At 65.4% G+C, this 26,384-nt stretch carries 25 protein-coding genes; 9 read left to right on the top strand and 16 right to left on the bottom strand.

Features of this window, described 5'->3' with window-relative positions; translation table 11 throughout:
- Nucleotides 1–41: 41 nt before the first annotated feature.
- Nucleotides 42–1,046, bottom strand: coding sequence for a sulfur carrier protein ThiS (gene thiS / locus M2331_RS04240; RefSeq protein ID WP_181559122.1), 1,005 nt, complete (start codon nucleotides 1,044–1,046; stop codon nucleotides 42–44).
- Between the two features lie 91 nt (nucleotides 1,047–1,137).
- Between thiS and aroQ the strand changes: the two genes are divergently transcribed.
- The 5 genes from aroQ (at nucleotide 1,138) to arsC (ending at nucleotide 4,428) form a co-directional block, all read left to right on the top strand.
- Nucleotides 1,138–1,581 carry a type II 3-dehydroquinate dehydratase gene (gene aroQ / locus M2331_RS04235; RefSeq protein WP_181559121.1) on the top strand — a complete coding sequence of 148 codons (444 nt, stop codon included), beginning with the start codon at nucleotides 1,138–1,140 and terminating at the stop codon, nucleotides 1,579–1,581.
- A gap of 98 nt (nucleotides 1,582–1,679) precedes the next feature.
- On the top strand, nucleotides 1,680–2,168 hold the full coding sequence (accB, locus tag M2331_RS04230) for an acetyl-CoA carboxylase biotin carboxyl carrier protein (protein ID WP_181559120.1): 489 nt from the start codon (nucleotides 1,680–1,682) through the stop codon (nucleotides 2,166–2,168).
- Between the two features lie 13 nt (nucleotides 2,169–2,181).
- Nucleotides 2,182–3,534 carry an acetyl-CoA carboxylase biotin carboxylase subunit gene (gene accC / locus M2331_RS04225; protein ID WP_181559119.1) on the top strand — a complete coding sequence of 451 codons (1,353 nt, stop codon included), beginning with the start codon at nucleotides 2,182–2,184 and terminating at the stop codon, nucleotides 3,532–3,534.
- A complete protein-coding gene (locus tag M2331_RS04220; RefSeq protein WP_181559118.1) occupies nucleotides 3,507–4,061 on the top strand; it encodes a GNAT family N-acetyltransferase in 555 nt (184 codons plus the stop codon). Before accC ends, M2331_RS04220 begins: the two co-directional genes overlap by 28 nt.
- 28 nt (nucleotides 4,062–4,089) lie before the next feature.
- A complete protein-coding gene (gene arsC, locus M2331_RS04215; RefSeq protein WP_181559117.1) occupies nucleotides 4,090–4,428 on the top strand; it encodes an arsenate reductase (glutaredoxin) in 339 nt (112 codons plus the stop codon).
- Nucleotides 4,429–4,436: 8 nt separating this feature from the next.
- Here the strand turns inward: arsC and M2331_RS04210 are convergent, their stop codons facing one another.
- The 3 genes from M2331_RS04210 to M2331_RS04200 all read right to left on the bottom strand — a co-directional run bounded on the left by M2331_RS04210 (nucleotide 4,437) and on the right by M2331_RS04200 (nucleotide 7,618).
- On the bottom strand, nucleotides 4,437–4,718 hold the full coding sequence (locus M2331_RS04210; RefSeq protein ID WP_181559116.1) for a DUF427 domain-containing protein: 282 nt from the start codon (nucleotides 4,716–4,718) through the stop codon (nucleotides 4,437–4,439).
- Between the two features lie 192 nt (nucleotides 4,719–4,910).
- A complete protein-coding gene (locus M2331_RS04205; RefSeq protein WP_181559115.1) occupies nucleotides 4,911–7,148 on the bottom strand; it encodes a xanthine dehydrogenase family protein molybdopterin-binding subunit in 2,238 nt (745 codons plus the stop codon).
- Nucleotides 7,145–7,618 (bottom strand): (2Fe-2S)-binding protein, encoded by a 474-nt coding sequence (locus M2331_RS04200; protein WP_181559114.1) that lies wholly within the window; start codon nucleotides 7,616–7,618, stop codon nucleotides 7,145–7,147. Before M2331_RS04200 ends, M2331_RS04205 begins: the two co-directional genes overlap by 4 nt.
- Before the next feature lie 145 nt (nucleotides 7,619–7,763).
- Here M2331_RS04200 and M2331_RS04195 point away from each other — a divergent pair, with 145 nt between their 5' ends.
- Nucleotides 7,764–8,681 (top strand): XdhC family protein, encoded by a 918-nt coding sequence (locus tag M2331_RS04195; protein ID WP_181559113.1) that lies wholly within the window; start codon nucleotides 7,764–7,766, stop codon nucleotides 8,679–8,681.
- Nucleotides 8,681–9,289: an NTP transferase domain-containing protein gene (locus M2331_RS04190; RefSeq protein WP_181559112.1), complete on the top strand. Its 609-nt coding sequence runs from the start codon at nucleotides 8,681–8,683 to the stop codon at nucleotides 9,287–9,289. Before M2331_RS04195 ends, M2331_RS04190 begins: the two co-directional genes overlap by 1 nt.
- 230 nt (nucleotides 9,290–9,519) lie before the next feature.
- On the opposite strand, the gene M2331_RS04185 is transcribed toward M2331_RS04190, so the two are convergent.
- The 10 genes from M2331_RS04185 to M2331_RS04140 all read right to left on the bottom strand — a co-directional run bounded on the left by M2331_RS04185 (nucleotide 9,520) and on the right by M2331_RS04140 (nucleotide 20,336).
- Complete coding sequence (locus M2331_RS04185; RefSeq protein WP_264579391.1) at nucleotides 9,520–11,457, bottom strand: potassium transporter Kup; 1,938 nt, start codon at nucleotides 11,455–11,457, stop codon at nucleotides 9,520–9,522.
- A gap of 102 nt (nucleotides 11,458–11,559) precedes the next feature.
- Nucleotides 11,560–12,264, bottom strand: a complete 705-nt coding sequence (locus M2331_RS04180; RefSeq protein ID WP_181559111.1) for a tetratricopeptide repeat protein — start codon at nucleotides 12,262–12,264, stop codon at nucleotides 11,560–11,562.
- Nucleotides 12,261–12,683, bottom strand: a complete 423-nt coding sequence (locus tag M2331_RS04175) for a cytochrome c-type biogenesis protein CcmH (RefSeq protein ID WP_181559110.1) — start codon at nucleotides 12,681–12,683, stop codon at nucleotides 12,261–12,263. The genes M2331_RS04180 and M2331_RS04175 overlap by 4 nt, the downstream gene beginning before the upstream one ends.
- Complete coding sequence (locus M2331_RS04170; protein ID WP_181559109.1) at nucleotides 12,680–13,222, bottom strand: DsbE family thiol:disulfide interchange protein; 543 nt, start codon at nucleotides 13,220–13,222, stop codon at nucleotides 12,680–12,682. Before M2331_RS04170 ends, M2331_RS04175 begins: the two co-directional genes overlap by 4 nt.
- Nucleotides 13,219–15,180, bottom strand: coding sequence for a heme lyase CcmF/NrfE family subunit (locus tag M2331_RS04165; RefSeq protein ID WP_181559108.1), 1,962 nt, complete (start codon nucleotides 15,178–15,180; stop codon nucleotides 13,219–13,221). Before M2331_RS04165 ends, M2331_RS04170 begins: the two co-directional genes overlap by 4 nt.
- Nucleotides 15,177–15,656, bottom strand: a complete 480-nt coding sequence (gene ccmE / locus M2331_RS04160) for a cytochrome c maturation protein CcmE (protein WP_181559107.1) — start codon at nucleotides 15,654–15,656, stop codon at nucleotides 15,177–15,179. The genes M2331_RS04165 and ccmE overlap by 4 nt, the downstream gene beginning before the upstream one ends.
- A gap of 1 nt (nucleotide 15,657) precedes the next feature.
- Entirely contained in the window at nucleotides 15,658–15,789 is a 132-nt protein-coding gene (gene ccmD, locus M2331_RS04155) for a heme exporter protein CcmD (RefSeq protein ID WP_181559106.1), read from the bottom strand.
- Nucleotides 15,790–15,800: 11 nt separating this feature from the next.
- On the bottom strand, nucleotides 15,801–16,532 hold the full coding sequence (gene ccmC / locus M2331_RS04150; protein ID WP_181559105.1) for a heme ABC transporter permease CcmC: 732 nt from the start codon (nucleotides 16,530–16,532) through the stop codon (nucleotides 15,801–15,803).
- A gap of 95 nt (nucleotides 16,533–16,627) precedes the next feature.
- The gene (gene rodA / locus M2331_RS04145) at nucleotides 16,628–17,743 is read right to left on the bottom strand and encodes a rod shape-determining protein RodA (protein ID WP_264574755.1); all 1,116 of its coding nucleotides are present in this window, start codon (nucleotides 17,741–17,743) and stop codon (nucleotides 16,628–16,630) included.
- 169 nt (nucleotides 17,744–17,912) lie between these two features.
- Nucleotides 17,913–20,336 (bottom strand): membrane-bound PQQ-dependent dehydrogenase, glucose/quinate/shikimate family, encoded by a 2,424-nt coding sequence (locus tag M2331_RS04140; protein WP_181559104.1) that lies wholly within the window; start codon nucleotides 20,334–20,336, stop codon nucleotides 17,913–17,915.
- A gap of 235 nt (nucleotides 20,337–20,571) precedes the next feature.
- Between M2331_RS04140 and purF the strand changes: the two genes are divergently transcribed.
- On the top strand, nucleotides 20,572–22,035 hold the full coding sequence (gene purF / locus M2331_RS04135; protein WP_181559103.1) for an amidophosphoribosyltransferase: 1,464 nt from the start codon (nucleotides 20,572–20,574) through the stop codon (nucleotides 22,033–22,035).
- 17 nt (nucleotides 22,036–22,052) lie between these two features.
- Nucleotides 22,053–22,778, top strand: a complete 726-nt coding sequence (locus tag M2331_RS04130; protein WP_181559102.1) for an SDR family NAD(P)-dependent oxidoreductase — start codon at nucleotides 22,053–22,055, stop codon at nucleotides 22,776–22,778.
- A gap of 256 nt (nucleotides 22,779–23,034) precedes the next feature.
- Here M2331_RS04130 and dnaJ read toward each other — a convergent pair whose 3' ends face one another.
- Together dnaJ and dnaK are read right to left on the bottom strand one after the other, a co-directional pair.
- Nucleotides 23,035–24,162 carry a molecular chaperone DnaJ gene (gene dnaJ / locus M2331_RS04125; protein WP_181559101.1) on the bottom strand — a complete coding sequence of 376 codons (1,128 nt, stop codon included), beginning with the start codon at nucleotides 24,160–24,162 and terminating at the stop codon, nucleotides 23,035–23,037.
- A 71-nt stretch (nucleotides 24,163–24,233) separates the two neighbouring features.
- Nucleotides 24,234–26,141 carry a molecular chaperone DnaK gene (gene dnaK / locus M2331_RS04120; protein WP_181559100.1) on the bottom strand — a complete coding sequence of 636 codons (1,908 nt, stop codon included), beginning with the start codon at nucleotides 26,139–26,141 and terminating at the stop codon, nucleotides 24,234–24,236.
- Between the last annotated feature and the right edge of the window lie 243 nt (nucleotides 26,142–26,384).

Genomic DNA, 26,384 nt, shown 5'->3' with positions numbered 1-26,384 from the left:
CTGGTTCCGACAAATACGACCAGCGGTTGGCCGCGCCTGGCTCAGATCAAGCCAGCGAGCGGACTTGAGGGGTCGGCATACATGCGTCGCCCCATGCGCCCGGCGAGATAGGCCATGCGTCCAGCTTCGACCGACGCTTTCATGGCAGCGGCCATCAGCACCGGGTTCTTGGCTTCTGCAATGGCGGTGTTCATCAGTACGCCGGTGCAGCCCAGTTCCATCGCCACCGCTGCATCGGAGGCCGTGCCGACGCCGGCATCGACCAGCACCGGGAGCTTGGTGCCTTCGACGATCAGACGGATGGTCACCCGGTTCTGGAGGCCCAGGCCCGAGCCGATGGGCGCGCCGAGCGGCATGATCGCCACCGCGCCCGCACTCTCCAGCTGCTGCGCGGCGATTGGGTCGTCGGTGCAGTAGACCATCGGCTTGAAGCCCTCCTTGGCGAGGATTTCCGTCGCACGGATGGTCTCGACCATGTTCGGGTAAAGCGTGCGGGCTTCGCCCAGCACTTCCAGCTTCACCAGATCCCAGCCGCCCGCCTCGCGCGCCAGTCGCAGCGTGCGGATCGCGTCTTCAGCGGTAAAGCAGCCAGCGGTGTTCGGCAGATAGGTGATCTTCTTGGGGTCGATGAAGTCGGTCAACATCGGTGCCTTGGGGTCGGACACATTCACCCGCCGCACCGCCACGGTGACGATCTCCGCGCCCGATGCCTCGACGGCAGCGGCGTTCTCGGCGAAATCGCGATATTTGCCAGTCCCGACGATCAGCCGCGAGCGGAAGGTGCGCCCGGCCACGCTCCAGCTATCATCGGCCAGCACCGGCGATCCATCCCCACCGCCGACGAAATGCACGATCTCCAGCTCGTCGCCATCCTCGACAATCACATCGGCCAGCTTTGCGCGGGGCACGACCTCCAGATTACGCTCGACCGCCACCTTCTCGGGCGCCAGCCCAAGCTCATTGGCCAGATGCGCGATGCTATGCCCGGCGCGCACGCGGCGATGCTCGCCATTGACCCGGATGCCGATCGTTCCGTCCGCGCTCATGCCGTGTGTTCACCTTTCGCTTTGAGAGCCGTTCGCCACGCCATATAGGGTGGAGCCCAAGGCTCGCAACCAACAAGGACCGGATGGCCCCATGACTGCCGCGCGAAAAATCTATGTCGTCAATGGCCCTAATCTCAACCTGCTCGGCACGCGCGAGCCGGAAATCTACGGCTATGATACGCTCGACGATATTGCCGACCGCATGGAAGACGAGGCCCGGCGCGCCAGCGTGGAGCTGGATTTCCGCCAGTCCAATCATGAGGGCCATCTGATCGACTGGCTGCATCAGGCCAATGCGGAAGCAGCGATGGCCATCATTCTGAACGCCGGCGGCCTCACGCACACATCCGTGGCGCTGCACGATGCGATCAAATCCATCACCGTGCCAGTGATCGAGGTTCACCTCTCCAACCCCGCCGCGCGGGAGAGCTTCCGCCATCATAGCTATGTCGGCATGGCCGCGCGCGGATCGATCGCGGGCTTTGGCGCGCTCTCCTATATGCTGGCGCTGGAAGCAGCGCTTGAGATGGATTGAACCAGGCAGGGCGTGCAAACGGTTGCCTTATCGGGCGAAGGGCAATAGGCCCCAGCCCCACTCCAGAACAGAATAAAGCTTTCTCAAAGGGAAGACCAATGGCCGACAAGACCAACGAAGGCTCGATGCAGGTGGACGTTAAGCTGGTGCGCGAACTGGCGAAAATGCTGGACGCGACGAACCTCACCGAAATCGAGGTGGAAGATGGCGACCGCAAAATCCGCGTCGCCCGCACCCCCGCCGCCCAGAGCGCGACCTATGCGCCGATGGCCGCTGCGCCCGCACCGGCAGCCCCGGTGGCTGCTGCTGCGCCCGTGGAAAGCGCTGCACCGGCCCCCGCGGCCGGTCCCGCCGCCGGCACGATCAAATCGCCGATGGTCGGCACCTGCTACCTGACGCCCGAGCCCGACGCCCCCGCCTTCGTCAAGATCGGCGACGCGGTGAAGGCGGGCCAGACCCTGCTGATCGTCGAGGCCATGAAGGTCATGAACCCGATCACCGCGCCCTCTGCCGGCACGGTCCAGGCTGTGCTGGTCGAAAACGGCCAGCCGGTCGAATATGACCAGCCGCTGATCGTGGTCGCGTGAGGACACGCCAGCCATGAGCATCGAGAAGCTGCTGATCGCCAATCGCGGCGAGATCGCCCTGCGCATCCACCGAGCCTGCCATGAGATGGGCATCAAGACGGTGGCCGTGCATTCGACCGCGGACGCGGACGCCATGCATGTGCGCTTGGCGGACGAAGCCATCTGCATCGGCCCGCCGGCTGCGAAGGACAGCTATCTCAACATTCCCGCGATCATTTCCGCCGCCGAAATCTCCGGCGCGGACGCGATCCATCCGGGCTATGGCTTCCTCTCCGAAAACGAGCGCTTCGCGGAAATCGTCGAAGCGCATGACATCATCTTCGTCGGCCCCAAGCCCGAGCATATCCGCGTGATGGGCGACAAGGTGGAAGCAAAGCGCACCGCTGGCGCGCTCGGCCTGCCGTTGGTGCCGGGCACCGACGGCGCGATCGAGGACATCGCCGACGCCAAGCAACGCGCGCGAGAGATCGGCTATCCGGTGCTCGTGAAAGCCGCATCGGGCGGCGGCGGGCGCGGCATGAAGGTTGTCCCCACCGAAGACGAGTTCGAGAGCCTGATGTCCCAGGCCAAGAGCGAGGCCAAGGCGGCGTTCGGCGACGACACCGTCTACATGGAAAAATATCTCGGCAATCCGCGCCATATCGAGTTCCAGATCTTCGGCGACGGCAAGGGCAATGCCATCCATCTGGGCGAACGCGACTGCTCGCTTCAGCGCCGGCACCAGAAGGTGCTGGAGGAAGCGCCCTCCCCGGTCATCTCGTCGGCCGAGCGCAATCGCATGGGCACGCTCGTGGCCAAGGCGATGGCCGACATGGGCTATCGCGGCGCGGGGACCATCGAATTCCTGTACGAGAATGGCGAGTTCTACTTCATCGAGATGAACACCCGCATTCAGGTGGAGCATCCGGTGACGGAGATGATCACCGGCTTCGATCTGGTGCGCGAGCAGATCCGCATTGCCGAGGGCAAGCCGCTCTCGGTGACGCAGGACGAGCTGGAATTCCATGGCCACGCCATCGAGTGCCGCATCAATGCGGAAGACCCGGTGACTTTCATGCCCTCCCCCGGCAAGGTGCAGATGCTCCACGTCCCCGGCGGCATGCATGTGCGCGTCGAAAGCGCGCTCTATCAGGGCTATAGCGTGCCGCCTTATTATGACAGCATGATCGGCAAGCTGATCGTCTATGGTCGCACCCGCGAGGGCTGCCTGATGCGCCTCAAGCGCGCGCTTGAGGAATATGTCATCGAGGGCATGAAGACGACCATCCCCCTGCACCAGAAGCTCATCGCTGACCCGGACGTGCAGAATGGCGATTACAGCATCAAGTGGCTGGAAGAATGGCTGGAGCGGCAGAAGGTCGATTGAGCGGGCAACCGCCACTGCGCATCCGTCCGGTCGCCCCGGCGGATGCGGAGGCCATAACGGCGATCTACGCCCATCATGTGCAGCACGGCACGGCGACCTTCGATACACAGGCGCCCACGGCCGAGCAATGGCGCGAGAAGATCGCGTATCTGGCGACACGGGGCTGGCCCTTCATTGTCGCGGAAGATGAGGACGGCGCGGTGATCGGCTATGCCTATGCCGCGCAATTCCGCGACCGCCCCGCCTACGCTCATGCCTGCGAAGACAGCGTCTATCTCCATCCCGAGAAGACCGGCCAGGGCATCGGCAAAGCGCTGCTGGCGACGCTGATCCCCGCAGCCGGCGCGGCGGGCTTTACCCAGATGCTCGGCGTGATTGCCGGCGGCGAGGACGCCTCGGTCGCGCTCCATGCCGGCCAGGGCTTCCGCCACGCCGGTCAGATGGAAAAGGTCGGCTATAAATTCGGCCGCTGGCTGGACACCATCTACATGCAGCGGGCCTTGCCCGGCGACGACCAGACGGCCTGACGGACGGGCAAACGAAAAGGATCAGGCGATGAAGGCGACCATCTACCACAACCCCCGCTGCTCGAAATCCCGCGAGGCACTGGCGATCCTGCAGGAAACGCCGGGCGTCGAGGTGGAGATCGTCGAATATCTCAAGACCCCGCCTAGCCGCGACACGCTCGCTGCCCTCTATCAACGCGCGGGCCTCACCCCGCGCGAAGGCCTGCGCAAGGCCGAGGACGGCGCCAAGGCACTCAAGGACGCGGACGACGCCGCCATCCTCGACGCCATGGCCGCCGATCCGATCCTGATCGAGCGCCCGCTGGTGGCCACCGAGAAAGGCGTGCGGCTGGGCCGTCCCCCGGAGGCAGTGCGGGAGATTTTGTAAGGCGCCGCTCAGCCGACCTCGACGCCTTTCCAGAAGGCGATACGGTCGCGGATCGCTTCCGCCTCGGGTCTGGGATCGGGATAATACCAGGCGGCATCCGAGTTGTCTGCGCCATCGACATGCAGGCTGTGATAATGCGCCGTGCCCTTCCACGAGCAGACCGTCGTCGTGTCGCTCGGGCGGAGAAAGGCGGGATCGACGGCATCGGCGGGGAAATAGTGATTGCCTTCCACGACGACCGTGTCGTCGCTGCGGGCAATGACGGCGCCGTTCCAGCGGGCTTCGACCATGCGCATTCTCCTTAAGGTCCGGCGGGTGATAAGCGACCCGCCCCGTCCTCCCAACGCACGTCACCCCGGACTTGATCCGGGGTCCCGCTGCTTTGTGCGCCTCTGCTCTGACCAGCCGGTCACGAGAAAGCTGGACCCCGGATCAAGTCCGGGGTGACGGTGGGGGAAGAAACATCCTCCCCCGCCCTCCCCTCAGACCGCCAGGTCCGCCGGCACCACGGGAAGCGAGCGGATGCGCTTGCCAGTGGCGGCGAAAATGGCGTTGATGATCGCGGGGATCACCGGCGGCAGAGCCGGTTCACCGAGGCCGGTCGTATCATTGTCCGAGATCACCCATTCGACCACTACGTCCGCCGGTGCATCCACAATGCGCGGCAGCGGGTAATCGTGGAAGTTGGTGCGGTTGGCCGCCCCATCCTTGATCTCGATCTTCTGGCCGGACAGCGCCTGGCCCAGCCCGTCGATCACCGCGCCCTGCGCCTGATGGAGCGCGTTGATGGGGTTGATGATCTGCCGGCCGACATCGCCGGCGACCCAGACCTTGTCGACGCTGACCTTCCCGGTCTTGGCGACGGTCACGTCCACCACTTCGGCGAAATAGCCGCGATGGCTGTAATAGAAGCCAAAACCCCGGCCCTTGCGCACGCCGTCCCCAGCATCCCCGCCGGTGCGGCCCTTCCAGTCCGCCATCTGGCAGACCTTGTCGATCACCGCGCGGGCACGGCCCGTGTTGAACTCGGGTACGCTGCCATCCATGCCGGGGCGGTTGCCATGCTTCATCAGCCGCGCCTCGCCAAGCGTGCGGCGCATCAGCTCGGGCAGGTCGATCCCGCCGGCCAGCGCCACCTCGTCGAGGAAGCTCTGGAACGCAAAGGCCAGTGCATTGGAGCTCGGCGCGCGCAGATAGCCCGTCGGCGCGTTGCTCTCGACATAGGAGACCGAGAGATCGACATCCGCTAGCAGAGGCGCCGGAAATTCCGTCGCGGTCATGGCGGCGCCGGTGTCCGGCTTGCCCTCCTTGCCATAGGTGATGAAATGGTCGGTGAAGGCCACGAGCTTGCCCGAGCCATCGATGCCCGCCTGGAAATCATGCCAGCCGCCGGGCCGGAAGAAATCGTGACGCAGATCGTCGGTGCGGGTCCAGATCATCTTGATCGGCCGACCGGGCAGCGCCTTGGCGATCTGCGCGACCTGCGCCATGTAATCGTTCATCAGCCGCCGGCCGAAGCCGCCACCGATGCGCGTCATGTGAATGGTGATCGCCTCCGGCGCGATGCCGAGCGCCTCGGACACCACCTTGCGCCCATCCGCCGGGAGCTGGGTGGGTGCCCAGAACTCGATCTTGCCGTCCTTGAACAGCGCGGTGCAGTTCTGCGGCTCGAGCGTAGCGTGGGCGATGTAGGGATATTCATAGCGCGCGGTGACGGTCTTTGCCGCGCTCGCCATGGCCTTGGCGGCATCGCCGGCCTTGTGGATCGAGCCTTCCGGCGCAGCCGCCATCTTGGCCTCGGCCGAAGCCTTGAAAGCCGCGCTGGAGAAGCGCTTCTGCGCCTCCATGTTCCACACCGGCTTCAGGGCCGAGCGCGCCTGATTGGCGACCCACCAGCTTTCCGCCACGATCGCCACCGCATCATGCGGCCCCTTGGGATTGTAGCCGCTGTTGAGCGGCACCACGGCGATGATACCGGGAAGCGCCTTTACGGCGGCCTCATCGAAGCTGGTGAGCGTGCCGCCATAAGCCGGGCACGCTTCGATCGCGGCATGGAGCAGGCCGGGCTTCTTCACGTCGATGCCGAACAAAGGCTTGCCCGCGACGATGGCCGGCGTATCGACGCCGATCTTGGACTTGCCGATGATCTTGAAGCTCGCCGGGTCCTTGAGCGGCACGGTCTTGAGGTCCGGCGCCGCGATCTTCGCTGCTTCCGCCGCCAGCTCGGCATAGGTCACGCTGTGCTTTGCCGTCGGCGAACCGGACGTCTGCGAAACGCGGCCGCCGCCGGTGGTGAGCGTGTCTTCCGGCACGCCCCAGCGCGCTGCCGCCGCTTTGATGAACATCTGCCGCGCCGCCGCGCCGATCTGGCGCATGGGCATGTAGTTCATCGGCGTGGTGAAGCTGCCGCCGGCGACTTGCATGCCGTAGGTCTTTTCGTCGGCGATGGTCGTCTCGGCCGTAACCTGCGCCCAGTCGACATCCAGTTCCTCGGCGATGAGCATCGGCAGCATCGTCTTGACGCCCTGGCCGATCTCCGGGTTCTTGGAGCCGATGACGAAGCGATTATCCGGCAGCACGCGGATATAGGCGTTGATGATGACCGCCTTCTCGCCCGGCACCTGCGCGAAGGCAAAGCGGGCGTCGAAGGCCAGCACCGCGCCGCCGACCAGCGTCGCCTTGAGCAGCCTGCGGCGGTTCATGGTGAGGGGCGCGTTCATGCGGCGGCTCCCTCTTCAAGGCCGGCCGCCTGCTTGATGGCCTTGCGGATGCGCAAATAGGTCGCGCAGCGGCAGATATTGCCGCTCATCGCCGCATCGATCTGCTGATCGGTGGGCTTGGGCGTCTTGGCGAGCAAAGCCGTCGCGGAGACGATCTGCCCGGCCTGGCAGTAACCGCATTGCGGCACGTCCAGCTGCGTCCACGCCTCGCTCACGGCCTTGCCGACCGGCGTCGTCGCGACATGCTCGATGGTGGTGATCTGCTTGCCCGCCGCCGTACCGACCGGCGTTGTGCAGGAGCGCACGGCTTGGCCATCGATCATCACCGTGCAGGCGCCGCACAGCGCCATGCCGCAGCCGAACTTGGTGCCGACCATGTCCAGATCTTCACGAAGTACCCAGAGCAGCGGCTTCTTGGGGTCGGATTCGACCTGCCTTTTTTGCCCGTTGACCATCAGTTCGGTGGCCATGCCGCTTCTCCCTCCGCAATGTCTCGATGAACAGCGACATTGCCGTTGCTCTCGCCCGGTTGTCAATGTCCGTAGGCTTGCAATAATGAGGCTGGCGAGAGATGGCAGCGGCTCCCCTGCCCCCACCCCGATACAGGACGAGCGCTTGAACGATATCGATGCCATCATCGCCGCCGCGCGGGACTGGGCCGGCCAGCCCATGGCGCTCGCCACCGTCGTGGAAGCCTCCGGCTCTGCGCCCAGGCCGCGCGGCGGGCATATGCTCATTGCGGCAGATGGACGCTTTGCCGGATCGATCTCGGGCGGCTGCGTGGAATATGACGTGTTCGCCATGGCCGAGCGGGCGCTCACGAAGGATGAGACCGGCCTGCGCTATTTCGGCAGCACCGACCCCAGCATATGGGAGCCGGGCCTGCCCTGCGGCGGGCAGATCGGCGTGCTCGTCCAGCCGGTGAGCGAGGCGGGCTTTGCGCCGGCGCTGTTCGAAGCGATCGCGCAGGGTCGCGCGGCAGGCAAAGCAGTGGCGATCTCCACCGACCTTACGACCGGCAAGGCACGGCTGGGGACGCAGGCAGGGCAGTTCGTCAATCTCTACGAGCCGGCGCGCAAGCTGCTGATCGTCGGCGCGGTGCAGATCGGCCAGGCGCTCGCGGCCATCGCGCAGACACTCGGCATGGCGGTGACGGTCAACGACCCGCGCGAGCGCTTCCTGAGCGCCGAGCGCTTCCCCAGCGTGACCCTGACCGATGCCTGGCCGGACGAGGCCGTCGCCAGCTTCGCGCCGAATGCCGCCTGCGCGGTGGTCACGCTCAGCCACGACATCAAGATCGATGACCCTGCGCTGATCGCGGCGCTGGCGCAGTCGACGGGCTATATCGGCGCGCTCGGATCACGTGCCAATCATGGGCGGCGGCTGGAGCGGCTGGCGGCGGCTGGGGTGAGCGCGGATGACCTGCGCCGGGTGGACGGGCCGGCCGGCCTGCCGATTGGCGGCCTTGGTCCGCAGGAGATTGCCCTCTCCATCGCCGCCGGCATGGTCGCGGCCTTTCGCGGCACGCGCTGATGGCGCTGCCCGGCCTCGCCGTCGCGCTGCTCGCGGCGGGGCGCTCGACACGCTTCGGCGCGGCGGACAAGCTGGCGGCGGACCTTGGCGGACGCGCATTGATCGGCTGGGCGGCTGAGGCCGGGAGAACGGTGGAGGCGGCCCATCATCTGCTGGTGGCGCCGGCGGGCGTGGACTGGGGAAGCCATGCACCGGGATATCGGCTGGTCGTCAATTCCCGGCCAGAAGCGGGGATGGCGCACTCTTTGGGTCTGGCGGCGGCGGCGGCGCAGGAAGCCGGAGCCTCGGCGTTGATGGTGCTGCTCGCGGATATGCCGTTTGTCACGGCCGAGCATCTGGATGCGGTGCTTGGGCAGTTTGCGACGGATGGAGCGTCCGCTGTCTTCTCTTGTTCGCCCGAAGGCGTTGCTCAACCGCCCGCGCTGTTTCCGGCGCGGGCTTTCGCTGATCTCCAAGCGCTTGAAGGAGATCGGGGTGCGCAGGGGCTCGCCACAGGGTCTGCGCTGGTGAACGCCGACGCACGGCTGCTGCTGGATGTCGATACGCCGGAAGACCTCGCGTGGGCGCGGGCCATGGTTACGAACACGGAGAGCAAAGCTCCGGACTGAGCGCACTCTCAAAATCCCGGCAGCATCACCCTCCCCGTGCTCCTGCGGAGGCAGGAGCCCAGGGCGTTCGAGAACCACGGCGACATATAGAGAGAGTTAGCGCAAATGCCGAGCGTATCGGGTTCAAGTCGGCTGATTGATTGGAGCACTTTATCGCCGTGGGCTCCTGCCTTCGCAGGAGCACGAGAGAAGGTTTCGAGTGCGGAGCGATGCCCCTCTCGACGCCACCCCTAAATCTCCAGCTGGCTACCCAGTTCGATCACGCGGTTGGTCGGCAGGCGGAAGAACTCCATCGGGCTTTCCGCGTTGCGCAGCATCCAGGCGAAGAGCTTTTCGCGCCAGATCGGCATGCCGGGCCGGGCGGCCGGCAGCAGGGTCTGGCGCGTGAGGAAGAAGCTCGTCTCGATCATGCGGAAGGGCTGGCCGCAGCCTTCCACCATCGCCAGCGCGGCGGGCACATCGGCCTCTTCCATGAAGCCGTAATGGATCAGCACGCGATAGAAGCCGCGCCCGAGATCCTCGACCTGATAGCGATAGGAGGCATCGACGGTCGGCACATCGAGCACCTTGACCGTCAGCAGCACGACCCGCTCGTGCAGCACCTTGTTATGCTTGAGATTATGCAGCAGCGCATGGGGCACGCCGTCCGAGGTGGAGGTCATGAACACCGCCGTGCCCTGCACCCGCACGGCACTGTTGGCGGCTGAGGCGACGAAGACCGGGATCGGCATGGCCGCTTCGCTCAGGCGATCGACCATCAGCCCGCGGCCCTTGGCCCAGGTGGTGAGCATGGTGAAGATCACCAGACCAACCAGCAGCGGGAACCAGCCGCCATCCGGCACCTTGGTCAGGTTGGCGCCGAAATAGGCGATGTCCACGATGAAGAAGATCGCAAGCGCGCCATAGGCCAGCAGACGGTTCCACTTCCACAGCGAGAGCAGCAGCACCGCGAGCAGGCAGGTGTCGATGAACATCGCGCCCGTCACCGCGATGCCATAGGCCGCGGCGAGATTGCTGGAGGAGCGGAACGAGAGCACCAGCAGGATGACCATCACCATCAGGCCCCAGTTGATGACCGGGATGTAGATCTGCCCCTGCGCGCTGGCGCTGGTGTGCTTGATCTTGAGGCGCGGAATGAAGCCGAGCTGGATCGCCTGCTGGGTGAGCGAAAAGGCGCCGGTAATGACGGCCTGGCTGGCAATGATCGTCGCGACAATAGCGAGGATGACGAGCGGCAGGCGGAAGTTTTCCGGCGCGAGCAGGAAGAAGGGATTGCGGATCGCGTGATCCACCTGGTCCGCCGGCAGAGAGAGGATGAACGCCCCCTGCCCCAGATAATTGAGCATGAGGCCGGGCAACACGAAGAACAGCCAGGAAACCCGGATCGGGTTGCGCCCGAAATGCCCCATATCCGCGTACAGCGCTTCCGCGCCGGTGACGGCGAGCACGACGGAGCCGAGCGCAAGGAAGGCCAGCAACTTGTCGGTCAGGAAGAACTGGAAGGCATACCAGGGATTGAGCGCCAGCAGGATCGCCGGATCGGTCGCGATATGCATGATGCCGAGGCCCGCCAGCGTCGCGAAATAGACCAGCATGATCGGCCCGAAAAGCTGGCCGACCCGCGCCGTTCCGCGCGACTGGATAGCGAACAGGCCGATAAGGATCGCCACGGAGATCGGCAAAACCAGTGGCGCGAAATGCGCGTTGACGGTGATGAGACCTTCCGACGCCGAAAGGACGGACATTGCCGGGGTAATCATCGAATCGCCGTAGAACAGCGCGGTGGCGAAGACCCCGAGGATGACGATCGGCCCGGTCCAGCGCTTGCGTCCGCTGCGGCGGTTCACCAGCGCGAGCAGCGCCAGGCTGCCGCCTTGCCCCTTGTTGTCGGCCCGCATGATGATCGAGACATATTTGATCGTCACGACGATCATCATCGACCAGAAGATCAGGCTGAGCACGCCGTAGATATGCAGCGCATCAGGCGCGAGCGGGTGATGCCCCGCGAACGTCTCGCGGAAGGCGTAGATCGGGCTGGTGCCGATATCGCCGAAGACAATACCCATCGCCGCCAGCGCCATCTTGCGCAGGCTGTCCGGGCCATGCCCATGACCAGCGGCCGCAGGATTCCCCGCCGCAAAGTCTCGTGGCTGTTCGGTGGGGCTCACTTGCCCGCCTGACTCGCAATCATCAATCGCGCTTCCCTTGCCCAGGCCCTGCCCTGAACGCGCGGCGCCCTAGCACTTCGTCGAGAGGCACGCAACGCACCATCAGGGGCCGGCATTTCCGCTTTGGGGCGCCCCAGCCTGCGGGGCATCGCCCTGAGATGGGCCACCCTGCGCCATGGCATCGCGCCGCTCGATGAGCGCATTGAGCAACGCCACGTTGCGGATCAGCTCTTCACGCAGCTCGAAATCCTCCGGCAGGCGCGCTGCCAGCTTCAGCCAGACATCGCGCGCGCGGTCGAACTGACCCGACTCCGCCAGGGCAAGCCCATAGAAATAATTGGGAGAAACGCCTTCCGGCTGGAAATGCAGGGCCTGCGCGAAGGCATAATCCGCCGCCGGCGTCAGGGTGCCATTGCCATGCGCGACAAGGGCATTGCCCAGCCCCACCCAGATGTTCGCGTCATCGGGATATTCCCTCAGGCCCGAGAGCAGCACATTGGCGGCGCCGGCCGTGTTGCCCTTGCGGGCGAGCGCATCGGACACGACAAGCCATTTAGTTGCACCCGTCAGCCGCTCGCCGATTTCCGAGCGCTTCTTGGCCAGCGCCTCATCGAACTTCACGCGCGAGTCGTTCGCCGCGACCGGCTTGTCGGCCAGCCCCGGGCTGCCCTGCCAGGCATAGCCGGCGAGGCCGAGCAGCAGCGCAGTGGCAACCGGCGCGGCCTGGCGGAGCGGGAGGCGCGCACCAAGCATGATGCCGATGCCGACGATGAGCGCGAGGCCCGCTGCGATCAACAGGCCGGTCATGCCTTCGCTCCCTTGCGGCGGCGCATCCGCCCATATGCCAGCGCCCCGCCCGCGCCCAGCAGCATCAGCGGTGCCGCCCAGAGCGGCCAGAGAATCGGGTCGGCGGTCGGCTTGTAGCTGATCCAGTCCCCATAGCGCTCGATGAGCCAGGCACGAATGGCCTCGGGGTCTTCGCCCGCAGCGATGCGCTCGCGGATGATCGAGCGCAGGTCCGCCGCCATGCTCGCGTCGCTGTCCGCAATGGACTGGCTCTGGCAGGTCAGGCAGCGAATTGTGTGCATCAGCTCGGTCGCCTTCGCCTCCAGCGCCGGATCGTCGAGCTGGCGATTGGCATAGGGTGCGGGCGGCAGTGCGGTCTGCGCGAAGGCGGGCGCCGGCAAAATCACAAGCAACGCCGGCAGGATCAGCGTGCCTCTCATGATTGCGCCTCGCGCAGCTTTTCGAGGATCATGTCCACATCCTGCGGGCCGATCACGCCGATATGCTGGTAGCGGATGATGCCCTTGCCATCGACCACGAACGTCTCCGGCACCCCGGAGGAGCCCATATAGAATTGCAGGGCACTGCGCTCATCCAGCCCGATGCGCTGATAAGGGTTACCGTGACGCGTGAGGAAGTCGTCCACATCGGCGCGGGCATCGCGGATGGCCACGCCATCAATGGGGACGCCGCGCTGGGCGAGTTGCAGCAGCACCGGCGCCTCGGCGATGCAGGGCACGCACCAGCTCGCGAAGATGTTGAGCAGGCGCGGTTGGCCGTCCGCCATCGCCTTGGTCGAGAGCGTCGGGCGACTGGAGGCGCCCGCCGGCAGGTCCATCGGCGGCACCGGTTTGCCGATCATGCGCGATTGCACCACCGTCTGCTGCTCACGATTGAGGCCCAGCGAGGCCACGCCGAGGAAGATCACATAGGCAATCAGCGGAATCCACAGGATGAGCGAGCGCTTGCCGAACTTCATGCCAGCGCCTCCTGCGGATGCTCCGCAGCGGCGCCAGATGCGCGCGCGAGCCGCGCCTGCTTGCGCTCGCGCCGGACGCGGCCGACCAGCGCCAGCGCGCCGCCCAGCGCGATCAGTCCCGCGCCGCCCCAGATCAGCGTGACGAACGGCTTCCACCAGATGCGCAATTGCCAGCGGCCATTTTCGAGCGCTTCACCCAGCACCAGATAGAGCTGACCGTTCCAGCGGGTGAGCTGGACGGATTCGTTGGTCGGCGTCGGCGGATCGGTGAAGTAGCGAGCCTGCGGCCGCGCGGTGCCGATCACCTTGTCGCCACGCCGCACGACAAGCTGCGCTTCCATGGCGGTCCAGTTCGGCCCGGCATAGGGCCGCACCCCTTCCATGGTCACGGTGTAGCCGGCGATCTCGAAAGAGTCCCCCGGCGCTGCAGCCGCCAGCCGCTCGGATGAGAAGGCCGATTCGCTCGCCATGCCGGCCAGGCTGACTGCGCAGCCCAGATGCGCGATCACCATGCCATAAGTGAACATCGGCGTACGCCGCAGATTACGCTTCCAGAGCGGCGCTACGCTGGCCACGGCAACGGCGGCTGCCATGACCAGGCCCAGCAGCGGCAACCAGCCGATCGGGCGATCCGCAAACAGCAGCACGGCGATCAGCGTCACCACGGCACCGCCAATGGCGGGAGCCGAACGCCGCAGCGCCGCGCCCGACTCGTCCCGCCGCCAGCGCAGCAGCGGCCCGACGACCAGGGCGGCCATCAGTACCAGCGTGATCGGCCCGATCACCGCGTTGAAATAAGGCGGGCCGACAGAGACGCTCTGGCCCAGCATTTCCGTCAGCAGCGGATAGAGCGTGCCGATGAGCACCAGCCCCAGGATCACGCACAGCAGCAGATTGTTGACGACGAGCAGCGCCTCCCGGCTCAGCGGATCAAACCGGGCGCCCTCGTTGACCGTATGAACCCGCATCGCGAACAGCGCGAGCGCGCCGCCGATATAGAGGCCGAGCAGAATGAGGATGAAGCTGCCGCGCGTGGGATCGACCGCGAAGGCGTGGACGCTGGTCAGGATACCCGAGCGCACGAGGAAGGTGCCTATCATCGACATGGCGAAAGCGACCACTGCCAGCATCACCGTCCAGGCGCGCAACGCATCGCGGGCAGCCAGGACCGAAGCGCTATGGAGCAGCGCCGTCGCCGCCAGCCACGGCATGAGCGAGGCATTCTCGACCGGGTCCCAGAACCACCAGCCACCCCAGCCCAATTCATAATAAGCCCAGTAGGAGCCGGCAGCGATGCCGATGGTCAGCAGGACCCAGGCACCCAGCACCCACGGCCGGATCGCACGGGCGAAGCGGGCATCCACCTGCCGGGTGAGCAGCGCGCCCACCGCGAAGGAGAAGGCCACGGACAGGCCGACATAGCCAAAATAAAGCGTCGGCGGATGGAAGGCGAGACCGGGGTCCTGCAACAGTGGATTGAGCCCCTGCCCCTCGACCGCCGGGGGATTGAGGCGCTGGAAGGGATTGGAGGCAAACAGCAGGAAGGCATAGAAGCCAAGGCTGATCGCCGCCTGCGCGCCGAGCGTCGCAAAATGGGTCGCGCGATCGAGGCTGCGCTCGAACAGCGCCACCGCGCCGCCGGCAAGGCTCATCACTGCCACCCAGAGCAGCATCGAGCCCTCGTGATTGCCCCAGGCGCCGGCGAATTTGTAGATGAACGGCTTGAGCGAATGGCTGTTCGCCGCGACCAGATAGACCGACATGTCGGAGATCAGGAACAGGACGATGAGCAGCGCCATGGCGAGACCCGCCAGCACGCCCTGCGCGACCGCCAGCGGCCGGATGAAGCGCGCCGCATCGGCATTACCGCGTGCAACGGCCAACCAGGCGAGCAGCAATTGCAGGCCGGCGAGCGTGGCCGCGAGCCACAGGGCGGCAAGGCCGGCTTCAGCGATCATTGGCCGCTTGCATCCACCTGATGGGTCTGCGGATCATATTTGATGCCCTCCATCTCGCGCGGCATGTAGCGCTCATCATGCTTGGCGAGGATGTTGGTGGCTCGGAACACGCCGTCTTCCCCAAAGGCACCTTCCGCCACCGCGCCGCTGTTCTCGGCAAAGAGGTCGGGCGTGATGCCGGTGAAGGAAGCCGGCACGGTTGCCTTGCCGTCGGTCAGACGGAAATCCACCGTCGTTCCGTTGGCGTGGCGCTTGATACTGCCCGCTTCGACCATGCCACCCAGACGAATCGCGCGGCCCGGTTCGACCTTCGCGGCCAGCGCTTCAGCGGGCGTGTAGAAATAGGCAGCCTGCGAGCGCAGTGCGGACATGGCCAGCAGCACGCCGCCGATCATCGCCGCCAGCGCCAGCCCGACGAGAATGAGGCGCTGATGCTTGCGCTTGGGGCCAGCTCTGTTCGACGTCACCGCAACCATTTCAATCCCGCTCCAGCAAATCCCGCGCCCGGCGCTCCGCCTGCCGCGCGCGGGCCCAAGCCCACAGGCTGGTCGCAACCGTCGCAACGAAGGTGAGGCCATAAGCCGCAATCACGAAAGGCCAGGGATTCATGATATGCGCCCTCAGCCCCGCGACATCCGGCGCAACCGCGCCTCGATCCGATTTTCCGCCAGCATCGCCCGCATCCGCAGCAGCACGATCGCCGTGAACCAGAGGGTAAAGCCGAGCACGGTCAAGCCAAGCGGCCAGAGCATGGAGGGCGCGATGCTGCTGCTCATGCCGACCACGCTGATGCTCTTGGCCTGGTGGAGACTGTTCCACCACACGACTGAATAATGGATGATCGGCAGGTTGAGCGCGCCGATGAGCGCATAGATCGCCGTCACGCGGCTGACACCGCCAGCATCGCCCCGCTCCACGCTGGCGCGCGCCAGCGCGATATAGCCGATGTAGAGGAACAGCAGCAGCAGCATGGAGGTCAGGCGTCCGTCCCACTCCCACCATGTCCCCCAGGTAGGCCGCCCCCAGATCGATCCGGTGGCGAGGCACAAGGCGGTAAAAACCGCCCCCGGCACAGCAATGGCGCGGCCGGCAACGCTCGCCAGCGGGTGACGCCAGACGAGCTGCATGATCGCCGCGATGGTGAGGCCACTCCAGCCGCCCATGCCCAGCCAGGCCGCCGGCACATGAATGTAGAGGATGCGGAAGCTGTGCCCCTGCAGATAATCCGCCGGCGCCACGAACAGTCCTGCCCAGCAACCGACGAGAATCAGGAGGATGCCGCCCCAGAAGCACCAGGGCGTCGCAGGCACGGCAATCGCCAGGAAACGTCGCGGGTTCGCAAGGACGTGCATCCCGCCCCTTTAGAGGCAGCGGGGCAGGCGCGCCAGAGGCTTTGGCCAGAGAATGTGACGCCGCATGTGACCCCGAATGTAACGTCCCGCCGCGCTCAGCGCAGATAGGGGTTGGCGCGCTTGCGGGTCTTGCGGTCGATGCCCATCAACAGCCCTAGCGAGATCATGATCGAGAGCATCGCGGAGCCGCCATAGGAGACGAGCGGCAAAGGCAGGCCGACCACCGGCGCGAAGCCGACGACCATCATCATGTTGATGGAGATGTAGAGGAACAGGCTGCAGGTCAGCCCCGCCGCCAGCAACTGGTCGAAGCGGCTGGCCGCATCCCGCGCGACATTCATGCCCCAGCGCAGCAGCAGCCAGAACAAGGCGATGATGACCGTCGCGCCGAGCAGCCCCCACTCCTCGGTTATGGCCGGAAAAATGAAATCGGTATGCGACTCAGGAAGATAATGGAGATGGCTCTGACTGCCTTGCAGATAGCCCTTGCCGAAGAAGCCGCCCGAGCCAATGGCGATGACCGACTGGGTGATGTGATAGCCCGCGCCCAGCGGATCGGCCTCCGGGTTCATGAAAATCGTCACGCGTCGCTGCTGGTGCGGCAACAGGAAGCTGTAGATCACCGGGATCAGCACGATCGCCGCCGCGCCCGCTGCCGCGTAGAGCCGCAGCGGCAATCCCGCGAGAAAGGTCACGACCGCCACGGACAGCACCAGCATCATGCCCGTACCGAGATCCGGCTGGAGCAGGATGAGCGCGAAGGGCACCACCGTGAGCGCGACCGGCGGCCATAATGCCGTGAAGGAGCGCGTCGCGGCGGGCGGCAACATCTCGTAGAATCGCGCGACCATGCCGATCACGGCCAGCCGCACGAACTCGGAGGGCTGCAACTGCATGAAGCCGAGATTGAGCCAACTGCGCGCCCCGCCCCCGACGATGCCCATCATCAGCACAATGATGAGCAGCGCGAGACTCGCCAGATAGGCAGGGAAGAGCAGCGGCTTGAACTGCTCGGAGGGGATGTAGGAAATCACCAGTGCCAGGATCAGAAACAGCGCAAAGCGCAGCAGATGCGCACCGGCCCACGGCACCATCGAACCACCAGCCATGGAATAGAGTGCGAGCGCGCCGACCACCGCCAGCGCCGTTACGATGCCGATGGCACGCCAGGACTGGTTGGCGATCGCAGGCGGGACATGCACGAGCATCATGAGGCGGAATCTTGAACCGGAGTTTGGAAAGGCGACGTTGCCCTCCCCGCCTAATGCCTTTCTGCTTCCAGCGAAAGCACGCGCTTCACCCCTTCGCCTCAGGCAAGCGCTCGGCAGATCGAGCGGGCTTGCCACGCCCGACCTGCCAAAGCCATGTTTGCTCCCATTCTCATCCCGGCAGAGCGTAGGCGATCACTTCATCGCCAATCGGTGTCTCCATGAAATGGTGCCCACCCGCCATGATGACGAGATACTGCTTACCGTTCACCTCATACACGCTCGGCGTCGCCTGACCGCCCGCCGGCAGCGTATCCTGCCAGAGCGTCTTGCCCGTCTCGATGTCGATGGCGCGGATCAGATTGTCCGTCGCTGCGGCGATGAAGGCCACACCGCCAGCCGTGACCACCGCGCCGCCATTGTTCGGCGTGCCGATGTTGATGGGAAGCATGGACGGAATCCCCCAGGGGCCATTGCGCCGCGCGGTGCCGAACGGGCGATCCCAGATGGTCTGGCCCGTCCGCATGTCGATCGCGCGGATGCCACCATAAGGCGGGCGCTTGCACAGCAGGCCAGTCAGCGACAGCCGCCAGCCGGCATTCACCGAGATGGCATAAGGCGAGCCGGCTTGCGGGTCTTGCGAGCCATGCCCGCCCCCCTCGCTCATGCTGCCGCCCCGCGCCTTCTCATCGCCACGCGGCGCCGGGAAGCCGCGACGGTCCGCCTCGGCGCGCGGCACCAGGCGATTATAGTTGGGCATATTATTGTAGTTGGCGAGGATCACGCCGCGTACCGGATCGATGGCGAGGCCGCCCCAATCCGTGCCGCCATTATAGCCCGGATATTCGACGAAGTGCTTGTCCGCCGTGGGAGGCGTGTACCGCCCGCGATATTCCGCCTGCCGATATTGGATGCGACACACCATCTGGTCGATGGGGGACATGCCCCACATGTCGCTTTCCTTGAGGTCGGGGAAGGCGAGCGTGTGGTAGGTCGAGTAAGGCTGGGTGGGGCTGCGCCGCTGCGGCTCCACGCCGGTGCGCGGCACGGCCCGCTCCTGCACCGGGAATATCGGCTGGCCGGTGCGACGGTCCAGCACGTAGATTTCGCCCTGCTTGCTCGGCAGGATCAGCGCCGGCACCGTGCCGGAGCCATTGGGGAAATCAACCAGCGTGGCCTGCGCCCCGAGGTCATAATCCCACACATCCCGATGCACGGTCTGGAACCGCCAGCGCGGCTTGCCGGTCGTCACGTCCAGCGCAACCAGCGAGGAAGAAAAATCGTCCTCCTGCGGGCTGCGGCTCCCGCTCCAGTAATCCACTGCGGAATTGCCCATCGGCAGATACACGAGGCCCAGCGACTCATCGCCGCTGGCAATGGTCCACATATTGGGTGTGCCGCGCGCATATTCCTGCCCGGCCGGCGGATCGCCCGCCCAATCCGGGTTGAGCATGTCCCACGCCCAGCGCTTCTCGCCCGTGACCGCATCATATCCCTGGATGACGCCGGACGGCGCATCGCGCTTTTGCCCATCCAGCACTTGATGCCCGGTCACGATGACGCCTTGCACGATCGTGGGCGGCGATGTGATCGAGACCATGCCCGGCACCACCCTGCCCATGCCGCGCTTGATATCGACCGCGCCGTTCTCGCCGAAGTCGGAACAGGGCCGGCCGGTCTGCGCATCCACGGCAATCAGGCGGCCGTCCAGCGTACCCTCGATGATGCGCGTCGCGCAGGCCTGCCCTTGCGTGGCTTGCGGCACAGCATAATAAGCGACGCCCCGGCACGCGGCCGTGTAGGGAATCCACGCATGATCGACCTTGGGATCGTAGCGCCAGCGCTGCTGACCGGTCGCCGGATCGAGCGCGATGAGAATATTAGTGGCCGAGCACAGATAGAGCGTATTCCCGACCTTCAGCGGCGTCGTTTCGGCGCCATATTTGTTGTCGGCCATATCCTCGGGGAGATCGCCGGTGTGGAACACCCAGGCGCGCTGCAATTTTCCGACATTGGCCGGCGTGATCTGGCCCAGCGAAGAATAACGCTGCGCTGCGTAACTGCCGCCATAAGCCGGCCAGTCCGTCCCGGGTCGCAATAGCGAGGGATCGGCCACCGTCGAGGCTAGCCGCGCCGGCATCGCGCCCACGTCCGGCAGGTTGAGGCGGGAGATCACCACGCCACCCACGGCCAGCACAAGCACGGCTGCCACGCTCGCGATGACCGGCAAACGCCAGTGCCAACGCTCGGGCTGAAGCGCCGGCAAGGTCAGCAGCACGAGAATCAGGAGCACCGTCGGACCGACGGTAAAGGGAATCAGCGCCCACCCATCGAGCCCGGCCTCCGCCAGCCCCCAGATGATCGAAAGTCCATAAGCCGCGAGATAGACCCAAACGCCCAGCACCCGCTGTCGGATGAGGAGAAAGCCCGCCAGACCGAGGAGCACCCCGGCAATGAGGTAATAGAGGCTGCCACCCAGCACCGCGAGCCATGCGCCGCCGATAGCCAGCACAAGGCCGACCAGCGCGATAATCGCGCCGACGATGGTTGCGAAGAGGGAGCGAGCACGCGCGCGGGACGTCCAATCAACCGGCATGGCGATCTCCTTTTGCAAGGGAAACAGCCTCCGGGTGGCATGGTTCCGAACTTTATGCCCTTCGCCAATTTTGGCAGCTTCACGGGCTTATGGAGGGTCTGCCTTCGCCCAACCCGGGGCATTCACCACCTTTCTTGCGACAATGGGGCGACAAAGCAGTTTGACGCTCCTATATGGCCGGCAACGAGGATCGCGACGCGGCGGGAATCGCACCCCGTCGGCTATGAGTAGAGCCATGCTGACCACGCACCCATTTGATGACGACAAGCTGCGCGAAGAGTGCGGCGTTTTTGGCGTATATGGCGCCGACACAGCCTCCGCCATGGTGGCGCTGGGCCTTCACGCCCTGCAGCATCGTGGGCAGGAAGCCGCCGGCATCACCAGCTGGGACGGTGAGGAGTTCCACACCCACCGGGCCATGGGCCATGTCGCGGGCAACTTCGACAAGGACGATGTGATCCGCCAGCTCGCCGGCCATGTCGCCTGCGGCCATGTGCGCTATTCGACGACCGGCGAGACAGCGCTGCGCAACGTCCAGCCGCTCTATGCCGAGCTGTCCTCGGGCGGCTTCGCCATCGCTCACAATGGCAACATCTCCAACGCGATGAACCTGCGCAAGCGGCTGGTGCGCGATGGCGCGATCTTCCAGTCGACCAGCGATACCGAGGTGATCATCCACCTCGTCGCCAAATCGCGCTACCGCACCCTGCTGGATCGCTTCATCGATGCGCTCAAGCAGGTCGAGGGCGCCTATTCGCTCATCTGCCTGACGCGCGAGGGCCTGATCGCCTGCCGCGATCCGCTCGGCATCCGTCCGCTGGTCATGGGCCGGCTGGGCGATGCGATCATCTTCGCCTCCGAGACTGTGGCGTTCGATGTGGTCGGCGCGGAATATATCCGGCAGGTCGAGCCCGGCGAGCTGATCGTGGTGACGCAGGGCGGCGAAATCCGCTCGCACCGCCCCTTTGGCGAGACGGCGCAGGCCCGCCCCTGCATCTTCGAGCATGTCTATTTCTCGCGGCCGGACTCCATCGTGGACGGCAGCAGCGTCTATTCGGTCCGCAAGGGCATTGGCGCGCAGCTGGCCATCGAGAGCCCGGTCGATGCCGATCTCGTGATTCCCGTGCCGGATAGCGGCGTGCCTGCCGCCATCGGCTATGCGCAGCAATCGGGCATTCCGTTCGAGCTGGGCATCATCCGCTCGCATTATGTCGGCCGCACCTTCATCCAGCCGGGCGACAAGGTTCGCCATCTGGGCGTGAAGCTCAAGCACAACGCCAATCGGGCGCTGATCGCCGGCAAGCGCATCGTGCTGATCGACGATTCGATCGTGCGCGGCACCACCAGCCTCAAGATCGTGCAGATGATGCGCGAGGCCGGCGCCAAGGATGTGCATATGCGCATCGCCAGCCCGCCGACCCGGCATAGCTGCTTCTACGGCGTCGATACGCCCGAGCGCGCCAAGTTGCTCGCGCACCGCATGGACGTCTCGCAGATGTGTTCGTTCATTCATGCCGACAGCCTCGCCTTCGTGTCGATCGAAGGCCTTTACCGGGCGATCGGCGAGGCGCGCCGCAACGATGAGCTGCCGCAATATTGCGATGCCTGCTTCACCGGCGATTATCCCACCACCCTCACCGACTTCGACGATCAGGCCGAAGTGAACCAGCTCGAACTGCTGCGCGAACGCGTGGTCTGAGCCGGAGCGGAGACAGCATGACCGACACGACCGACAACCGGCCCTTGGCCGGGCGCCTTGCCCTCGTCACCGGCGCCAGCCGGGGCATCGGCGCGGCCACCGCTATCGAACTTGCGCGCGATGGCGCGCATGTGGTCCTGGTGGCGCGGTCCGTGCCGGATCTTGAAGGGGTGGAGGAACAGATCCACGCCGCCGGTGGCAGCGCCACCATCGCCCCGCTCGACCTGACCGACGGGGAGAGCATCGGGCGCCTGGCCACGGCGATCAGCGGGCGCTGGGAAGCGCTCGACGTGCTGGTGCTCAATGCTGCGACGCTGGGCACGCTTGCCGCCGTGACCGCCATCGACACCAAGGAATTTGCCCGGCAGCTCACGCTCAACATCGCCTCGACCCAGGCGTTGATCGCGGCCTTCGATCCCATGCTGCGCAAGAGTAGCGACGCACGCGTCGTAGCCCTCTCCAGCGGCGTCGCGACGGCGCCCCGCGCTTATTGGGGCGCCTATGGTGCGTCCAAGGCGGCGCAGGACGTGCTGGTGAGCGCCTATGGGCAGGAAGTCACCAAGATTTCCAAGGTCCGCACCCACATCGTCAACCCCGGCCCCACCCGCACCACCATGCGCGCACGCGCCTATCCGGGCGAAGACCCGGCAACGCTCAAGACACCGGACGTGGTCGGTCGTGCGATTGCCGATCTGGTGGTCAGCGATGCGGCCGACGGCACGCGGGTCGATCTGCCGCGGTAAGAGCGGCGGCCGGCGATTGGGCCGGCTTTTTCGATCAACGATTTGGGGCGGTGCTTTTGCGCCCTGGGCTCCTGCCTGCGCAGGGGCACGAGGTGGTGTGGAGCATCACCGCGTGGCCGTTTGATTGGGCGTACAAGTGAGCCGTTAAGCCCAAGCTGTGCTCCTGCGCAGGCAGGAGCCTAGGCAGCAGAGCTCCCCGACGGCGGATTGACCAGCGCTTTGATAAGCGCTCCGACAATCCCGCCACCCGCTCAGATCACTCCGTCAAATCGCTCCACACATTCTTGATCTTGCTAAAAAACCCGCTCGACTGCGGACATTCCTCGCCGGTCTCGGTGGCGCGGAACTCCTCCAGCAGTTCCTTCTGCCGGGCGGAGAGCTTGGTGGGCGTTTCCACCTCGATTTGGATGACCAGATCCCCCCGCGCGCGCGCATTCAGCACCGGCATCCCGGCGCCACGCTGGCGCAACTGCTTGCCGGACTGGATGCCGGCGGGAATGCGGATCTCGTGATCCTCGCCGTCGAGACCCGGCACCTCGATCGTGCCGCCCAGCGCCGCCAGCGTGAAGCTGATCGGCACGCGGCAGAACAGGTTGGTGCCGTCCCGCTCGAAAATCTGGTGCCGCTTCACATGCAGGAAGATGTAGAGATCGCCCGCGGGCGCGCCGCGCGGCCCCGCCTCGCCTTGCCCGGTGAGGCGAATGCGTGTGCCTTCGTCCACACCAGCCGGCACCTTCACGTCCAGCGAACGGCGCTTGTCCACACGCCCCTCCCCGCGACAGGCGCGACAGGGCGACTTGATCCGCTGGCCCGCGCCATGGCAGCTCGGGCAGGTCCGCTCGATGACGAAGAAGCCCTGCTGCGCCCGCACCTTGCCGTGGCCGCCGCAAGTCGGGCAGCTTTCCACGCTGGTCCCCGGCTCCGCGCCGCTACCGTCGCATGCGTCGCACTGGGTGGAGACATCGATCTCGATGGTCGTGTCGCGGCCATGGAAGGCATCTTCCAGCGAGATTTCCATGTCGTAGCGCAGGTCCGCGCCGCGCCGCGTCTGTTGACGGCCACCGCCGCCAAAACCATCGCCGAAGATCGTCTCGAAAATATCGGAGAAATCGGAGAAACCGGCCTGACCGCCGCGTCCGCCGCCCATGCCGCCCTGCTCGAAAGCGGCATGGCCGAAGCGATCATAAGCCGCGCGCTTTTGCTCGTCCTTCAGGCAGTCATAAGCTTCGTTGATCGCCTTGAACTTGGCTTCGCTCTCCTTGCAGCCCGGATTGCGATCCGGATGACACTGCATGGCCAGCTTGCGATAGGCCGACTTGATCGTCGCGCCGTCCGCCGTCCGCTCGACTTCGAGCAGCTCGTAATAATCGATTTTGCTACTCATGCCCCGCAGCAGTCCCAAGCAATCGCCCGGCCGGCCAGTTCATGGGCCGGCCGGGCGTCATTTCCGTTCAATCAGGCTTTGTTGTCTTCGTCGACTTCCGAGAACTCGGCGTCGACGACGTCATCATCAGCCTTCTGGGCCGTGCCTTCTGCGCCCGGAGACGCGGCCGCAGCCTGCTCCTTCTCGTAGATCGCCTGACCGAGTTTCATGGAGACCTGAGCCAGTTCCTGGGTCTTGGTCTTCATCGCCTCGACATCGCCGCCCTCGACCGCGCTCTTGGCCGCGGTGACAGCCGCCTCGATCTCGCCCTTGAGCGCCTCGTCCACCTTGTCGCCATGCTCGGCGAGTTGGCGCTCAGTGGTGTGGATCAGGCTCTCGGCGTTGTTCTTCGCCTCGGCGCCCTCGCGACGCTTCTTGTCTTCCTCGGCAAAGCGCTCGGCATCCTTGACCATCTGGTCGATGTCGGAATCGCTCAGACCACCAGAAGCCTGGATCTTGATCTGCTGCTCCTTGCCGGTGCCCTTGTCCTTGGCCGAGACGTTCACGATGCCGTTGGCGTCGATGTCGAACGTGACCTCGATCTGCGGCACGCCGCGCGGCGCCGGCGGAATGCCGACCAGATCGAACTGGCCGAGCAGCTTGTTGTCCGCCGCCATTTCACGCTCGCCCTGGAAGACGCGGATGGTCACTGCCTGCTGATTGTCGTCAGCCGTCGAGTAAACCTGGCTCTTCTTGGCCGGGATCGTGGTGTTACGATCGATCATGCGGGTGAACACGCCACCCAGCGTCTCAATGCCCAGCGACAGCGGCGTCACGTCGAGCAGCAGCACGTCCTTGACGTCGCCCTGCAGCACGCCGGCCTGAATGGCGGCGCCCATGGCGACCACTTCATCCGGGTTGACGCCGGTGTGCGGCTCCTTGCCGAAGAACTCCTTCACCACTTCGCGCACGCGGGGCATGCGGGTCATGCCGCCGACGAGCACGACGTCGCTAATCTCGCTGGAGGAAACGCCGGCGTCCGCGATCGCCTTCTTGCAGGGCTCGAGCGTGCGCTTGATGAGCGCCTCGACCAGCCGCTCAAGGTCGGCACGGGTGATGGTCTTGACCAGGTGCTTGGGACCAGTCGCATCGGCGGTGATGAACGGCAGGTTCACTTCCGTCGTCTGCGCGCTGGAGAGCTCGATCTTGGCCTTCTCGGCGGCTTCCTTCAGGCGCTGCAGCGCCAGCTTGTCGCCGCGCAGGTCGATGCCTTCGTCCTTCTTGAAGCCATCAGCGAGATATTCGACGATCTTGGAGTCGAAATCTTCACCGCCAAGGAAGGTATCGCCGTTGGTCGACTTCACCTCGAACACGCCGTCGCCGATCTCGAGGATCGAGATGTCGAAGGTACCGCCGCCAAGGTCGTAGACCGCGATGGTCTTGCCTTCGCTCTTCTCAAGCCCGTAAGCGAGCGCGGCCGCGGTCGGCTCGTTGATGATGCGCAGCACTTCAAGGCCCGCAATCTGGCCGGCGTCCTTGGTCGCCTGGCGCTGCGCGTCGTTGAAATAGGCCGGCACGGTGATGACGGCCTGCGTCACGGTCTCACCGAGATAGCTCTCGGCGGTTTCCTTCATCTTCTGCAGGATGAAGGCGGAAATCTGCGAGGGGCTGTAGTCCTGCCCGCCAGCATTCACCCAGGCGTCGCCATTGGGACCCTTGGCAATGTTGTAGGGGACCAGCTCCATGTCCTTCTTGGTCAGCGGATCGTCGAACCGGCGACCGATCAGGCGCTTGACGGCATACACGGTGTTGTCCGGATTGGTCACGGCCTGACGCTTGGCCGGCTGGCCAATGAGCCGCTCGCCATCCTTGGCGAATGCCACGATGGAGGGCGTGGTGCGCGCGCCTTCCGCATTCTCGATCACTTTCGGCTTGCCGCCGTCCATCACGGCGACGCAGCTGTTCGTGGTGCCGAGATCAATACCGATAACCTTAGCCATATTTGCCCTCTTGTACCCCATGTGTAGTTGAGCGCCCGGAATTGGGCCGCTGCCGGGGCGGCTCCGCACTCAGGCCGAAACCACCCCGTTGACCGCGCCGATATAGGAGGGTGTTTTCGCGCAACAAGTCCCGAGATGATTTAGCTGACCCAAGCGCGCACGGCAGGCCCGGCCGGACAGGTCAGGAGATACTCGCCCGAGCAAGCCGGCCCTGTTTTGCTTGGCGGCGTAGATCACCGGGTC

Source organism: Sphingobium sp. B10D7B (assembly GCF_025961955.1).
Taxonomy (GTDB): Bacteria; Pseudomonadota; Alphaproteobacteria; order Sphingomonadales; family Sphingomonadaceae; genus Sphingobium.
The sequence above is the reverse complement of the archived record's forward strand: the minus strand, read 5'-3'. Positions and strand labels throughout refer to the sequence as shown.

Coding starts and splice junctions, on each gene's coding strand:
- M2331_RS04175 (WP_181559110.1), bottom strand. CDS start 12,683: ATGAGAGGCACGCTGATCCTGCCGGCGTTGCTTGTGATTTTGCCGGCG.
- purF (WP_181559103.1), top strand. CDS start 20,572: ATGCTGACCACGCACCCATTTGATGACGACAAGCTGCGCGAAGAGTGC.
- thiS (WP_181559122.1), bottom strand. CDS start 1,046: ATGAGCGCGGACGGAACGATCGGCATCCGGGTCAATGGCGAGCATCGC.
- M2331_RS04210 (WP_181559116.1), bottom strand. CDS start 4,718: ATGGTCGAAGCCCGCTGGAACGGCGCCGTCATTGCCCGCAGCGACGAC.
- aroQ (WP_181559121.1), top strand. CDS start 1,138: ATGACTGCCGCGCGAAAAATCTATGTCGTCAATGGCCCTAATCTCAAC.
- accB (WP_181559120.1), top strand. CDS start 1,680: ATGGCCGACAAGACCAACGAAGGCTCGATGCAGGTGGACGTTAAGCTG.
- M2331_RS04130 (WP_181559102.1), top strand. CDS start 22,053: ATGACCGACACGACCGACAACCGGCCCTTGGCCGGGCGCCTTGCCCTC.
- ccmC (WP_181559105.1), bottom strand. CDS start 16,532: ATGCACGTCCTTGCGAACCCGCGACGTTTCCTGGCGATTGCCGTGCCT.
- ccmE (WP_181559107.1), bottom strand. CDS start 15,656: ATGGTTGCGGTGACGTCGAACAGAGCTGGCCCCAAGCGCAAGCATCAG.
- accC (WP_181559119.1), top strand. CDS start 2,182: ATGAGCATCGAGAAGCTGCTGATCGCCAATCGCGGCGAGATCGCCCTG.
- M2331_RS04220 (WP_181559118.1), top strand. CDS start 3,507: ATGGCTGGAGCGGCAGAAGGTCGATTGAGCGGGCAACCGCCACTGCGC.
- dnaJ (WP_181559101.1), bottom strand. CDS start 24,162: ATGAGTAGCAAAATCGATTATTACGAGCTGCTCGAAGTCGAGCGGACG.
- ccmD (WP_181559106.1), bottom strand. CDS start 15,789: ATGAATCCCTGGCCTTTCGTGATTGCGGCTTATGGCCTCACCTTCGTT.
- M2331_RS04200 (WP_181559114.1), bottom strand. CDS start 7,618: ATGGCCACCGAACTGATGGTCAACGGGCAAAAAAGGCAGGTCGAATCC.
- M2331_RS04170 (WP_181559109.1), bottom strand. CDS start 13,222: ATGAAGTTCGGCAAGCGCTCGCTCATCCTGTGGATTCCGCTGATTGCC.
- M2331_RS04205 (WP_181559115.1), bottom strand. CDS start 7,148: ATGAACGCGCCCCTCACCATGAACCGCCGCAGGCTGCTCAAGGCGACG.
- M2331_RS04180 (WP_181559111.1), bottom strand. CDS start 12,264: ATGACCGGCCTGTTGATCGCAGCGGGCCTCGCGCTCATCGTCGGCATC.
- M2331_RS04165 (WP_181559108.1), bottom strand. CDS start 15,180: ATGATCGCTGAAGCCGGCCTTGCCGCCCTGTGGCTCGCGGCCACGCTC.
- rodA (WP_264574755.1), bottom strand. CDS start 17,743: ATGATGCTCGTGCATGTCCCGCCTGCGATCGCCAACCAGTCCTGGCGT.
- dnaK (WP_181559100.1), bottom strand. CDS start 26,141: ATGGCTAAGGTTATCGGTATTGATCTCGGCACCACGAACAGCTGCGTC.
- arsC (WP_181559117.1), top strand. CDS start 4,090: ATGAAGGCGACCATCTACCACAACCCCCGCTGCTCGAAATCCCGCGAG.
- M2331_RS04190 (WP_181559112.1), top strand. CDS start 8,681: ATGGCGCTGCCCGGCCTCGCCGTCGCGCTGCTCGCGGCGGGGCGCTCG.
- M2331_RS04140 (WP_181559104.1), bottom strand. CDS start 20,336: ATGCCGGTTGATTGGACGTCCCGCGCGCGTGCTCGCTCCCTCTTCGCA.